At 46.3% G+C, this 14,199-nt stretch carries 11 protein-coding genes; 1 reads left to right on the top strand and 10 read right to left on the bottom strand.

Going from position 1 to position 14,199, the window contains the following annotated elements; translation table 11 throughout:
• The gene (locus FXO21_RS13925; RefSeq protein WP_149640636.1) at positions 1-924 is read left to right on the top strand and encodes a hypothetical protein; all 924 of its coding nucleotides are present in this window, start codon (positions 1-3) and stop codon (positions 922-924) included.
• Positions 925-1,217: 293 nt separating this feature from the next.
• Here the strand turns inward: FXO21_RS13925 and FXO21_RS13920 are convergent, their stop codons facing one another.
• The 10 genes from FXO21_RS13920 to sov form a co-directional block, all read right to left on the bottom strand.
• Positions 1,218-1,445 carry a DUF2442 domain-containing protein gene (locus tag FXO21_RS13920; protein WP_149640635.1) on the bottom strand — a complete coding sequence of 76 codons (228 nt, stop codon included), beginning with the start codon at positions 1,443-1,445 and terminating at the stop codon, positions 1,218-1,220.
• Complete coding sequence (locus FXO21_RS13915; RefSeq protein WP_149640634.1) at positions 1,435-1,629, bottom strand: DUF4160 domain-containing protein; 195 nt, start codon at positions 1,627-1,629, stop codon at positions 1,435-1,437. Before FXO21_RS13915 ends, FXO21_RS13920 begins: the two co-directional genes overlap by 11 nt.
• Positions 1,630-1,648: 19 nt before the next feature.
• Positions 1,649-2,563 (bottom strand): anti-sigma factor, encoded by a 915-nt coding sequence (locus tag FXO21_RS13910; RefSeq protein ID WP_149640633.1) that lies wholly within the window; start codon positions 2,561-2,563, stop codon positions 1,649-1,651.
• A complete protein-coding gene (locus FXO21_RS13905) occupies positions 2,560-3,105 on the bottom strand; it encodes an RNA polymerase sigma factor (protein ID WP_225865683.1) in 546 nt (181 codons plus the stop codon). The genes FXO21_RS13910 and FXO21_RS13905 overlap by 4 nt, the downstream gene beginning before the upstream one ends.
• A 240-nt stretch (positions 3,106-3,345) precedes the next feature.
• Positions 3,346-4,074 carry a gliding motility-associated ABC transporter permease subunit GldF gene (gldF, locus tag FXO21_RS13900; protein WP_149640631.1) on the bottom strand — a complete coding sequence of 243 codons (729 nt, stop codon included), beginning with the start codon at positions 4,072-4,074 and terminating at the stop codon, positions 3,346-3,348.
• A gap of 33 nt (positions 4,075-4,107) precedes the next feature.
• Positions 4,108-4,623, bottom strand: coding sequence for a DUF4199 domain-containing protein (locus FXO21_RS13895; protein WP_149640630.1), 516 nt, complete (start codon positions 4,621-4,623; stop codon positions 4,108-4,110).
• A 31-nt stretch (positions 4,624-4,654) separates the two neighbouring features.
• Positions 4,655-5,218 (bottom strand): DUF4199 domain-containing protein, encoded by a 564-nt coding sequence (locus tag FXO21_RS13890; protein WP_149640629.1) that lies wholly within the window; start codon positions 5,216-5,218, stop codon positions 4,655-4,657.
• Positions 5,215-6,498: a dihydroorotase gene (locus tag FXO21_RS13885; protein WP_149640628.1), complete on the bottom strand. Its 1,284-nt coding sequence runs from the start codon at positions 6,496-6,498 to the stop codon at positions 5,215-5,217. The genes FXO21_RS13890 and FXO21_RS13885 overlap by 4 nt, the downstream gene beginning before the upstream one ends.
• Before the next feature lie 82 nt (positions 6,499-6,580).
• A complete protein-coding gene (gene gcvH / locus FXO21_RS13880; protein WP_149640627.1) occupies positions 6,581-6,961 on the bottom strand; it encodes a glycine cleavage system protein GcvH in 381 nt (126 codons plus the stop codon).
• Positions 6,962-7,035: 74 nt separating this feature from the next.
• Positions 7,036-14,199, bottom strand: a complete 7,164-nt coding sequence (sov, locus tag FXO21_RS13875; protein ID WP_149640626.1) for a T9SS outer membrane translocon Sov/SprA — start codon at positions 14,197-14,199, stop codon at positions 7,036-7,038.

The raw sequence follows: 14,199 nt of genomic DNA, 5'->3' as shown, positions 1-14,199 counted from the left end.
ATGAGCATCTACCGACAAACACAAAACCTAAAAGCTCAAATCGCTGATACAGAGTCACTATTAGAACTTGTCGGTGATCATCCGATAATGTCAGTTGGTTTAAATGAGCGGCTAAATACGCTCAAAGAAGAGTTAGACACCCTTCCACAAGAATCCTTTGAACCATCTATTGAGTTACTATTCAGTGGTAACGCTGTTGTTGGCTCTCGTGGAATCAAATCGCTTTTTATAAGTAAAGCACTTTCACCGTTTCAAGAAATGCTGAAAACTCAGGCCGCGCTAGAGAGGTTTGGCAAAGTTGGTAAAAGAGGTAAAGCCAGAAACGCAGTCAACACAGATCTCTATTTAACTGCTCTTCCATCTGGTTCTTTTGGAGTTGAACTAACTCAGCTACAAATGAATGATATCTTTGACAGTATCGATGTTTCAAAGGCGATGAAGAGTGTTATGTCGTTGATCAATGACTCTGCAACTAGTGACGAGGTATTCGAAGAGGCTGTTGAGAAGACTCCAAAACGAAATCTGAACAATCTGAAAAAATTTCTTAAAGAAATTGCCGAGGAGAATTCATTTTTAAAAATGGAAAGTGGAGAAGTTGGAGTTACGTTGTCACGAGAACAAGTTTATGATGCATTCGAACGTGTTTCTGCCGCAGATACCGAAGAAGAGGAATTGTTTATAAATGCTATTTTTCGAGGCCTATTGCTTGATTCTGGAAGATTTGAAATTCAAACCGAAGATGGAGGCAAGATATCTGGCTTTATAAGCTATGATTTAGATGAGGACCAACTCATTGAATATGATCACACTTTCTTAAATCAAGAATGCCAAATACATCTTCGAATACATAAAACTAGATTTAAGACAGGCAACGAAAAGACAGAGTATGAACTGCTCGAAATTAGCGAGTCGCGAGAAGTCTAGTTTTGGTACAAGGCTAGCAATACACCTCACTCCAACCACACCCCTTTCCCAGCCGAAAACCCCTGAAACCCTGTCACCCTCATCCTCCCGCACATTTCTTGGGATCAGTGCTACATCCCACCTGGTGCAGGCGATAGCAACCATTTGTTATGTGTGGTGCCTTTGTTTTTGGCGGGAAGGAGGTTTTCCACTCTGACAGGTTGCCGGGCGCCTAGCGTGCGATGCCCGGCGGGATTTGGAATGGCAGGGAGGCGAAGTCGATGTGATTGTCGCCGGCGTGCTTTGTGACAATATTAAGCTTGCTGCTTGGAATAGGAAAAGAAACCTTCAAAGCTTAAATCTTCATCAAGCTTCTCCCAATGAATTCCGAAAGGAGATAATTCGTAGCTTTCCCTTTCTTCGGTAGGTGCATTTAATAGTCTCGGGAACCACTTCAAAGGATGACTGCGCTCTTCACCAGATATGGTTTGGATAAATATGTTATCATCCTCGAACCAAACTCTTTTTACCTCAATTTCCATGATATTCTTTCCATTTAGCAATGATGATTTCCTTGTTTTCTTCGATTAAGGATTCTGCTAAACTAATGTCTTTCCTCTTTATACCTTTATTATCGATCAGCTTAACATGATTTACCTCAAACTTTGCTTCACCTGACAAAGCACCATAAAAAAAGACCCGAACCAAATAGCCCGGGCCTTCCATTATATCATCAAATCACCAATCAACTCACCTTCCCCATTACATACATCTCCTCCATCGTCGGTGATGGTACACCTCCTGCTTTTTCCAGCGTAATGGCGAATGCGGCTGAGCCTGGTTTTGTTGTTTTCATTTTCAAAACTTTCCCGCTAAACGCATTGTCCAGCACGCCCATATCCATCGGTGCAGGCTCGCCATTAACGATGCTCCAGAGCTGGTATTGCTTGCCTGCGGGCGGTGCCGGGAGGTTTTGTACGTCGAGCATTACTTCGTTCGTCTGCTGGTTCCAGAAGGCGGCAACAGAACTTTCGGGGGATTTCGGCATGCCGGCCAGTTTTACCACTTTATAGTCCGGGTTACGGTACATTCCAGCCAGCGATTCGCTGTATGAAAGACTGTTTTTCATGCCTTCCATTTCATCTTTCATGCTTCCTATCTCAGCAGTCAGCTGTTCATTGCTCCCTTTGTATTCGGTCATTTGAACGGCCGACCAGCCTGCGAAAATCGCCAGGAGTACCGAGGCGGCAACCGCGATCTTTGCCCACAAAGGAGCTACTTCCCGAACTTCCGGCTCTGGTCTTTCGAAAACGTCACTGATCACTTTTCCCTGATCCGAACTGACGACCTGAGTCGCGCCATCGTTTGCTTTAATTTCTTCCTGAGTGCCGGTTGTTGTACCGTCTTGAGTTTCATTATTCATTTCACCTTCGGAATCAAAATTTATCTTTGCGAAAATTGATTCTTTCAATGAAGCCGGTGGAGGAGTCTGATGTTTCAATGCATATTCTTCCAAAGCATTCTCAGTTCTCAGCAACTCTTCCTTGATCTCCGGGTAAATATGAGACATACACTCGACCTCCTGTTTTTCCTGAGGAGAGACAGTGCCCAATACATATTCTTCCAATATGCCGGACTCTATGTATGCTTGGATGTTCATACTGCAAAGTATTGTTTTAACTCTTGTAATGCGGTCCGGATCCGGGACTTGACAGTACCCAGCGGAATGCTCAGTTCTTCCGAAATTTCCTCATGCGTATAACCCTGAAAATAAGCCATATCAATCAGGATTTTTCGTTCCGGACGCAGCATGTCGATGATTGCCTTCATGTCCGAACTCGTCGTCTGTAAATCTTCGTACGCGTCCTTTTCGTTTCGGACAGCTATGTCGTCAATATCACTCATCACTGGTTTTCTGCCTTCCACCCTCACCGCGTCAATAGCGCCGTTCCGCGCGATATTCATGATCCATGTAAATAGCCTTCCCTTTTCCGGATTGTATGAAGCGATATTTTTCCAGATTTTCAGAAAGGATTCCTGTAACACATCCGCGGCTTTCTCCTCGTCCCTCAACGTTTTTGAAATGATATTAAACAAAGCTCCTGAGTAATGGTCGTACAGGAATTCAAATGCGGTGCGCTCATTCCTTTTGAGAGCCAGCACGAGTTCCTCTTCCGAGTATTTTACCTTGCTTGTCGCCAAGAGTCGCTTAACAGTTAATTGTAAATTACTTACCGGCAATCTAGCGAAATTTCCCAAGAACAAACCGGAGGCGTTATAAATTATTGTCCCCTGCGTCCTGTGCCCCGAATTCCGTAAATTCCTTTGTGATAAAAGAGAGTCTGACTTGATGTAAAAGACGATCATATTAGTGTGTTTTCATCTATATACGACTAAACACAGTTCCTTAGATCAAAAGGCGCGAACGTATTTATAACAGGCTCATTTCCTTAACGTTTCGACTTTCAAAAGCGTCATAACGAGGAAAAATGCAGTGAGGCTCAGCAGGTATATAATGTTCCGGGAATCAACCAGGCCTTTGCCCAGTGAAAGGTACTGTTCATCCAGCGAAATCCAGAGAAGCAACTCCGCCACAATACCTGTTTCGAGCAATTGAGAAACGGCACCAAACCCAATGTACCATATAAACGCAAGGAAGACACCCAGGATAAAGGCGACGATCTGGTTTTCATTCAATGCCGAGGCCAGTAAGCCCATAGAAACCACCGCGCCGCTGAAAAGAAGCAGGCCAATGTAAGATCCCGCAACAGCCGCAGAATCAATATTTCCCACCGGATTGCCCAGCTGGTAAATGCTGTAATAGTAAATAAGGGTCGGAAGAAGTGTAAGCAGGACCAGGCTCCAGTTGGCCAGAAACTTACCCAGTACCAGATCTACATTGGTGATGGGCTTGGTAAGCAGCAATTCGAGGGTTCCTGTCCGCGTTTCTTCCGCGAGCGAGCGCATGGTAATCGCCGGGATCAGGAAAATAAGTACGTAGGGTGCCAAACGAAAGAAGGAACCCATATCTGCATAGCCGTAGTCGAGGATATTGGATTCCGGGAAAACCCAGACGATCAGCCCTATTGCAGTCAAAAATACGGTCATCACCATATAGGCGATCAGCGAATTAAAAAAACTGCCTATTTCTTTCCGGAAGATTGCAAACACAGTGTAATTTTTAAAAACTCAACTTTCGACAAATCACTCAAAAATAGGTTTGTCCCGACGGATGATCGCGGCTATGATCAGCGAGATGATGAAGCCCGTGAGCACGTAACCGAACACGCCCATCACAAAAACGACGCCGGGCGACATAAATTTTTGAGAATACTCCATGGCCTGATCAATTTGTGAATCATCCATTCCACGGCGTTCCATATCCTCCCGCACCTGATCCATGCTTTGGGTAAGCAATGTATTGTCTATAAACTGGATATAAAACATCGTAAACGCGGAGCTCAGAAGGCCCATAATCGCGGATACCAGCGAGCCTACCCCCAAGCCTTCCCCGTAGCTCATAAACCCTTTGTTCTGCTCCCTGAAATTTTTCATCGCCATTACAATCGCGGCAATCATGAAAACGAAGGAAAGCGCAGAAAGGATCTTGTTTTGAGACAATCCGGAAACATTCAGGATTGTGGAATAAACCATGATCACAACAGAACCAAGTATGCCATATTTGAGGGCGACACGTGCAGTAGATGTTTGTTCTTCCATTGATATATCGTTTTCAGGTAGGTCGATAAATTTATGATTTATTATTATGAAATACACCGTAATCCTGCTTTCTGAAAATCAGCGAAATGATCAGGATGGGGATAATGCCCATGACTGTCTTTTTACTAACCTCATCCATGATGATTTCAGAAGTTTGCATACTTCCTACCCCGTTGTACATTTTCAGAAATTCAGCTTCGCCAATATTTTTGACGAGCTCAGCTTTTCCTTCCATCATCAGCGCCTTCATTTCCGCAATGTAACCGGTAAAAACAGCGGGGTCAATATACGTAACAAAAAAGTAGATCAGCCAGCCTGCGATCAATGCGCCAATCGTATTCACTACATAGCCAATCGTCAATGCCTCCCAAAGGTGCAGAAAACCATTTCCGACCTTTTTTCTGAAGTACCAGCAGGCGCCCGCGATCATGATAATGTGAATTCCAAAATCCATCACCTTGTTGTTCCCGAGCGGAATAATGCCCAGCAGATACAAACCGATGAAGAAAATAAAAACCAATATCCCGGTGGCCAACCCGAATAGCAGCGAAATTTTTAAAAGAGGCTTATCAAAATATGCTATAATCGATTTCATGCGTACCACTCCTGTTTTCCGTTGTTAATAACCCCTCTCACTTTTCCTTTCAGCTGCTGTCCCAAAAACGGCGTATTCTTTGATTTGGAGTAGCTTTTATCAAATGTCCAATCTGCTTCCGGATCAAAAAAGGTAAGGTTGGCTATTGCACCCTGCGCAATGCTGATCTCGGGCAGTCGTAATATCGCACGCGGCGTACTGGTGATTTTATCAATAATCGATTCCAAAGGCAAACCGCTGTGCATAATCGCCAGTGAAAAGAGCGTTTCCAGCCCTGTAATACCAAAATCAGCGTGATCAAATTCAAGGTTCTTGCTTTCTTCATCCTGCGGGCTGTGATCGGACACGATAGCGTCGATCGTACCGTCGGTCAGTCCCTGCCGCAACGCGTCCCGGTCCGCTGCAGAGCGAAAAGGCGGATTCACTTTCAGGTTTGTATCAAAATTGATCAGGTCCGCATCTTCGAATACCAGCTGGTGCGCTGCCACATCACAGGATAGAGGAAGGCCTCTTTTCTTTGCGTCGCGCACAATTTCCACACCAACTTTTGTTGATAGCAGCGAAATATGCAACACCGGATCGGACGTTTCGTACATGTTTTTTTCCAATGCATATTCCAGCAGCTTGATATCGCGGGTCAGCATCATTTCTTCGGCAAGTGAAGGGATTCCTTTCATGCCTGTCAAAGTACTCGTGATACCTTCGTGCATTTGTCCATAAAGCGAAAGCTGCGCCTCTTCCGGTCGGTTCATCAGCAATGCATTGAACGGGCGCAGGTACAGGATGGTTTTCAACAGCAGATCGGCACTTTGCACCGCGTGTTCACCATCAGTAAATGCAATAGCACCCGCCTGATGCAGATCGATCATTTCTGTAAAATCGACACCCTCCGCTTTTTTCGTCACAGCCGCTGCAGGGTGCAACTTAACAAGCCCGCCTGCTGCTGCCTGGCGAATGTAGTTCAGCGTATCCTTGCTGTGTACAACCGGGTTCGTGTTTGGCAGCAGTACGATCTCTGTAAATCCTCCGCGGGCCGCAGCAGCGCTTACCGAATAAAGGTCTTCCTTATGCTCGAAACCCGGATCACGTGAACCGACCCGCATATCCACCCAGCCGGCTGATACGCAAAGGCCGCTGAGGTCTTTAACCTGGACGTCATTTGCCGAAAGATTTTCTCCTATTTCTTTAATATTCCCGTCTTCGATTAAAATATCTCTTACCTGGCCATTTTCAGGCGATTTCTTATCGACAATACGGACTGATTTGATCAACAATTTCATATTCGTAATCTGGTAGCCGGACGTGTAATTTCTAATCCGGTTTCAAAAAAAAAGCTCCTGAATGGAGCTTAAACCTAATATATCAGGCGCCTATAAATTTTTGGTAATCTTCTGCGGACAATAAACCATCCCCATCAGCGGGCCCCGACAAGCTGATTTTCACCATCCAGCCACGACCATAAGGATCCGTATTCACAAGCTCGGGCTCTCCGTCCAGTTCCTCGTTCACTTCAAGCACAGTACCTGCTACCGGAATGAACAGATCTGAAACCGTTTTAACCGCCTCGACGGAGCCGAAAACTTCCCCTTTTTCAAGTGCATCCCCAACGGTATTAATGTCAACGTACACAATATCACCCAATTCATTCTGCGCATGATCCGTGATCCCGATTGTTGCCGTATCGCCTTCTATTAGAATCCATTCGTGATCCTCTGTGTACTTAAGTTCTGACGGGAAATTCATGATTAACAGGTAAGTTTTGATTGACTTTGAAGCGCAAATTACATGATGTGGGGTGTAATTTCCAAATCAAAAATTTATTCCGCCAAATTGAACTTCAACTGTACGCCACCCGAGGTACTGGCCCGGTAAAACGAGTTCGAAACAAGCGGGTCGTTAAAAGTGCGGTCAAAATAAAACTGCACGCTCAACCTGTTATTTACCATGTAATTGACTGTCGGCCGAAGCTGGAAATTGATGTTACCCGCGATAGGGATATTCTCTCCGTCGAATTTGCGCTGAATGGAGCGCGTATCCCGGAAAGTAAGACCAAGCTGCATGGTCATGTCGTTTTTCAAAGTCTTCTTGGTCCCGTTGATCTTGAACGGCAGTTTCACATTGTTTTTGGTAAAACCAATATTCACGGTCACATCCTGGTTAAACAGTTCCGCAACCTGCGAATTGGAAAGGTTCAGGGCGATCGTTCTGTCCCGGTTATATTCCATTCTGGCTGTAATGCGGCTCTGAGTCCGGAATTCCACACCTACAAGCGGCTGGAATTTTTCTGATAATGTAATGGTACTCATTGCAAATACCGGAATGTATTGCCCCAGATCATTCAGGCGGGACGATAGCGGATATCCGGTTACGGCCAGGTTTACATAAAGCGCCTCGTAATCCAGAGAAGACGTAAAATTACCGACACTGTAATTGGACAGATATTTATGCCTCAATGTAAAAGAGCTGAAAAGCCTCTTGAACGACGGCAACTGCGAAAGACCGTTATAGCTGAAATCCCAGTTCGGCATCGGGAACTTGAGGAACGGATTGGTCCGGACCGTATTCGGATCCTTGCCTGTGTATGCCGCAAAGAAAGACGAGATCAGCACGTCCTGCGACGTTTCATTGTATTCTCCCCCGCTGTTATTCTCCTGGTTCAGTCTGTCGCGGATAATGGCCCTGTATGCTCTGAATTTATCGAATACCGGCGACGAGTTATCCCTTCTCATTTTAGCAAATGCAGTCCTGAAAGACATGAAGGACATACTGAACTGTCCGTTCCGCAGCGGGCTTTGAGAAGCAAATCCACCGGAGGTATCGGGACGGTAGAATTCCTGGTAAGCATCCTGCCGGGTCAGCCTTGCTTCGATGATCAACCTGAAATCCTTGAAAGGCTCTAATGTCGTATTGGCTGAGAAATTCTTGGCAATCGTTTGCTGGAACGGCATGTTTTGTTGCTGGCTTGTGGTGATCCAGCCTTTTTCTGCCGCCTTTTTCTGGAAATTCCTGTCCTGCTGTCCCAACACAAACGGCAGCCCCGGAGCATTTGCATTATCTATCCCAAAATACTTCGGCGCCCTCAGATAGCCCGGCAAAGAAGTGGTTTCCAAAACCGAATAACTCACATTAATACCTCTGACCGTCATCAACGCACGCGTCACATTCTTCAGGATATCTGTTGTCCGCATATCGATATCCTCAATATCACCCGGACTCCTTGCGAAATTTTTTCTGCCGGCAGACGGAGTATTGGCGAACTTGAGATAGCGAAGCTTATTGTAGAGCAATACAAAATCAATCTTTCCGGTAACACCCCTATCCCGGCTATTTCTGATGATATCTCCAAAAGGAAGGCCGGTCGTATCTTTCAGGCCCAATGCATTCGCCTGATATTGATAGGTAATAGAGTGCTTATAATCTGCCGACATCCAGTCTGTCAGCGGTATTTTATCAAGGGGCAAACGGTAGGTGAGGTCTATTTTCTGGTCAAAATTCTTGATCCTGCCCAGTTTTTTGAAATTGCTCCAGAGTGAATCTTTCTTGGCTCCGGTATTGATATCGCCCATTGGCTCATCGATAATCGAACTTGCAGACGAACGATAAGTCAGGGTCGCGTTTCTGGTCAGGTTCCAGCCGAAATCATAATGCCTGTTAAACCAGAAGTACTTTTCATAAAGCGGCTGCATCCCGTCAATCGTCAGGTCTGCATTACGCAACTGCGTTTTAAGAAAACGCCGGTCCACATCCGTCGAAAGCTGGACCATATTAGGAAGAAGTGTGAGGTTAAAATCCTTGATAAACTCCGCCCAACGGTTAGTAGCTGTCCATTTTTTGAAAGGCTCTATTGCTTTCGGCTGGCTGCTGTAAACGTAGGTAATACCTCCTTTGTACATCCGCTGATTATATTCCTGGGTCAGCACATTCCGCCGCTGATCATCGCTGAAAGCATAGGTAAATGCAAAGTTTTCGAAATCATAAAAGTGATTCTTCGCGCCCGGCTTAGTCTTTATTTTCCTGACATTTGAAAAGTTAATGCCCCGCCTCACTGCATTTTCTTCAACCATTCGCCGGTAACCATCCCGTTCTTCGTCGGTCTGTAAATTGCCCAGGGAAGTATTGAGCGGCGTATCCGGGTCAAGCGGATTAAAGTGGGGCTTTACATTTCGCCGGTCGTAGCTCAAAAACAATGGAATGCTGAATCCCCAGTTCGCCGGCAGTAGCTTGTCCAAAGCGATATTGGAAGAAAATCCATATTCCTGTGTAAAGTTGCGGGAACGTTCGCCGATCCGCTGCTGCACGCTTCCAAAACCGAAGGTTTCCACGCGCCCGGAAGCAGTTAACGTTGCAAAATCTGCCAATTTAGCATCCAGCTGAGCGATTGCAGCTACTCCTCCCCGGTCGTCAAAGCCTTCGACGTGCATTTCATCTACCCACAAACAAAAGCTTTTAGGCCGCTCGTCTACCGACTTGGGGTTGCGCATCCCGATCATCATCACCCGCACAGAGCTCAAATCCGGGTTTCCCACGACAGACACTTTGTACCGGCCGTCGGCTGTCACGATTGTGTACGGCACGCTCAGGTTTTTATCGAGCTGGCGATTACGTTGTGCTTTCGCTTCAATCAGGTCTGCAAGTGCAATATTGATTTCGTTGCTTTCGGGCCATATTTCACCAGGCTGAGAAGCGGAAGGCGGGGTAGCCTGCAGTCCCGACAAATCTATCTCATAATAGTTCTGGGTAAGGTCTGTACCGATCCGCATAAACGTACCTACCATACCACTTTCATTCTGCTCGTTTTGCATGTGAACATACATCCGGAGTCTTTTCCGGAACAGCAGATCGAGATTTACATTTTTAAACACTGCTCTTGAATCTCCATCACGCAGGTCTGTCACACAAAGGCTCATGGATTGTTCGTTGAGCAAGAGCGGAGGCCTCTGCGTATTGTCCTGATCGCGTTTCCAGCCCGGAGGGATCGCATACTGATATTTATCAGCCCCAGCAGAACGGTTACTGTTTTCTTCAATGCTTACCGTTCCAACGGTAAACTTGGCATCGTAAGGTTCAGGTACTTCCTGCAGGCCGGGCGCATCCAGGTTGGAAGTATACTTCCGGTACTGCTGGCCCACCATTTGAAGCTGCGCAAAACGCAATACTACGGGCTGCTGGAAATCGGTCAGGTACATCCGCATAAAACGGATGGACTTGAAGCCGCTCATATTACCCACAATTCCGGAAAACTCTTTGATTGGCACTCTAAATAAATACCAGTTCTGTCCTCCCTCAGTTTCAGTTTTGTCGACCACAAACCCCTTCCCAACTGCAAGCTGATTAGGTTTCAGGTCAATTTCATATTCGTAAAAAGATTCGTTGTCATTAATCGTATTATCGACATTCATATCCTCCCCGTCGGGAACGTTGGTTGAAGCCGGCGTTACATCCGCCGTTCTTCCCTGACTTTCGGGCGAGTTGTTCTCCATTCCCAAATAATTCTTATACCGACCCAGCACTTTAACATTCGCGCTGTCCAGGTCGGCACCGAGGAAAAACTTAAAGTCGTCACCCGAGGGATCCGCAATAATCCGCTGCCTTGCTTCGGCAGAAAGATTGGCGGGAAGACGGTCAATATACTGTTTGAAAAATGCTTGTTCTTCCTGATTTGTCAAACCATCCAAACCGACGTCCTGCCTCTCGCGCGCACCGGATTCATTGCTGAATGCATTGATCAGGTACTGAGATTTGGTAGCATAGCCCCACGCCGTTGAATCTACATTGACGCCAACCTGCTTGGGAACAATGGGCAGCCCGTTTTCAAAATTGTAGCGCTCATCAGGAATTACATCTTCCGATATATCACCGAGGTTGAAAACCAGCTTACCGCCTGTTGTATTAGGTTTTTCATCACCAAAACCATCCCGAATCTTGCCATTTTCGTCATTGATAAATGGATCCAGCATCCAGAACTCGATACTCTCGATGTTCGCATTGTCAAAATCGTTGTCGGAAGTGATCGCCCTGCTGATCGCTCCGAAATTTTGCCGCGGATTTTTTAGCCGGCCATCAGTAGCAAGGTCGGTATTATAGTTATACATTCCGCGCTCGCTTGGGTAATAGGCAATATCCAGGACCTGCTGAGGATAAGTGATCAGCCCGGCGATGGCCCTCTTAGGAAATATATCGGTTGGCAGGAACAGTCTTTCATAATAATTTTTCCTGTCGGTGTCGTCAATATTGGCTGGTGGCTGATAACCGCCTCCAAGTCCTTGTGATCCGCCAAATATATTGTCGACTGTGTAGGCGGAGATTTTTGCCCTTTTGTAACCGTAGTTAAGTGTTTTACCATCCAACCCTTCCCTGAACTTGGTCGGTACGGCAGCCAAACGCCACTTTTGAGGCTGGCGGGCTAAATCGTAAACCGTTCTTGCAGCTTCAAAATCATCAACTAATGATCGGTTGTTCACGTCTTTCGAGACACCTGGCAATAATTTGGCAAATTCACCCTTGAACTGAATGCTTGACATTTCCTTGGTTTGGATCAAAGGCAATGCGTCCAGTAACTTGGTTAAAAAAGGAATGTCTTTGCGAAACTTTATATCGAAACCAAGCATGGTATTGTTAACCGGCTCATTGCCGATTGATACCCTTGATAAAAAGCCCGCGGGCCGCTCACGGTACTTGATTGCAGTAAGACCGATGCTCATATCCCGATTGACCAGGTAGTCGAGTCTGGTACCCAGTAGCGATCGGACCTGATTCTGGAACATATCCGGCCTCTCGTACTCGATCACAATTTCGCGACCGGAATTTAGGACACTATTATTGAGCAATCTCACCCGACCTATTTGGGCCTCCACAATATAATCAGAGCCAGCAGACAGCGGTACACCGCCTGACGTTACTGTCACAGAAGTTTCCAGTACACCAAAAGGCAACTGCACCTCAGCACCTCCGCTTGATTGGTATGAACCTTTGATAAAAAACTTATTACGCTCCGAAACCTGCTGCGCATCGATCATTGTCGTGCGGTACAGTTCGTTAAATACATATTTATTCCTGAATGCCTCCTCCCCGGCGCCGAACTTCCGCGAAAGGTTGCTTCCGAACGGCTCAAGTACGGGGAATATAATCCGCCCTGTTTTGCTGTCCATGGTAATACCATCCACGAAGTCGAAGTTTCCATCCGGCTGAAGGTCGTTCACCGGATTCAATCTGTCAAGGCCGGAGAGCCGGATCAGCGGCACATTGGCAATACTACTTTCCTGCAGGTTTGGATTATCAATACCGGTTTGGTCGTCTTTATATATAACCCGCAGTTGAAACCCCTGCTTGTCGATTTGACTGGTTCCGAGTGAATAAATATTTTTCATCATCAGGTCCCACATTGGAAGCTTTGTGTTGTTTCTGATGGTCGATGATTTCAAGAGCTTCAATGCGATTACTTCATTGTCCTTTCTTGCCTGGTAATCTTCTGTCAGTTCACCCACTTTGAAGGAGCGCCCGTTGAGGGTATATTCATAGGACACGGCCAGCACTTCATCATTTCTGAGTGCGTTGGTGAGGGATATATATCCCAGCTGTGGATGGAATGTGTAATCACGGTCTAGAATAAGCCGCTTTGCACCTCTCAGCAACTCGTAATCAACCGTTTTTTCTAACCCAAGCGCGGTGATAGCACTGTTGGTGTTATCCACCTGCCGGAATCCCGCATTGTCTTTCAGCGTCTCATACAGTCCGTTGGCTGCATTGTCAGCGGGTGAGGTAGAGCGGATAGGTTGCAAGCTGGGATTTGCAGATTTGTACGGAGCAGGTTCTCCAAGATCTGAAAATCCGACCACGTTCCGCAGTGACTCGGTAGTTGTGGTACGGTTAGTTACATAAACTTCAATGCGGGTCACAGTAACACCGGACGTAATAGTCGGTGTATTCTGTAATGAGCTTTCGTATATATTCCTGAAATACTGGGATAAAAAGAAGTTACGGTTTTCGTCATAAGTATCCGCGCGGAGCTCAAAGTCTCGGTTTTGGGCTCCTCCGCGCAATACGATCCGCTCTTTGCTTGATTTCTGCTGCGAGGCTACAAATGTTGCGTTTAACCTGCCGAACTGTAAATCAGTTTTTAAACCGAACAAATTCTGAACACCGGGAATGAGCTGACTATTGATCGCCCAGTTGATGTTTCCCGCCTCAATTTTCCGTATGAAGCTTTCTTCCGGATTTTTGTAGTTCAGCTTAATTGCATTCTCAAAGTTGAAGTTCGCTTTGGTGTCAAAATTGGTCTGAAAACCTAACTGATCACCCAGCCTCGCGTCAAAATTGATACTGATCTGTTCGTTAAAAATGAACTGGGTGTTACGTCTCTGCCGGATGGGGATTGCCGGGTTATCCAAAAACTGGTGCATTAATCCCAGGTCGAGCGAGACAAACCCGGTTGGCTTGAAATTGATAAAGTCGTCGCCGAGCAGCTTGGAAAGTGCCGGAGGAATATCAAGTTTCGGCAATAGCCCACGGGCGCCCATGGCGCTGTTTCCATCCTGCCTTCCTGCGTATTCTCTGAGCAAACTTTTGAAAGCCCTGTCTTCCTGGATCTTGTCATATGCATCCAGGTCCATGCGTTCAGGCGCGCGGAAATTCAGGTCACCTGCGGGCGTTTTAACTTTTTCGGTTACCGCAATTTTCCCGGTACTATCAAGTGTAATATTCGTTGAAATATTGGCGGGATCCCGCAGATAAAAGGGGGAGCGCGGCCGTGGTTCGGCGATGCGGTTGGAATAGAAGTCCTTCCAGCGCATGATCAGCTGGCTTCCCGACCGGTCAAGGGCTTTCCTGCTCGTGTCTTCGGGTATTGTATCAGCCAGAATAGCCCATTCCTGAGTCTGCTGTGAATATGGCTCGCCCGGGTCAGCCGACAGGTTAGCCAATAAAGCTCCTCCGGCTGAAATACTGAGTACTTTGAATAAAAGAGAGTAAACCGTTGATGACAA

Origin of the sequence: Dyadobacter sp. UC 10 (assembly GCF_008369915.1) — a bacterium.
Taxonomy (GTDB): Bacteria; Bacteroidota; Bacteroidia; order Cytophagales; family Spirosomataceae; genus Dyadobacter.
The sequence above is the reverse complement of the archived record's forward strand: the minus strand, read 5'-3'. Positions and strand labels throughout refer to the sequence as shown.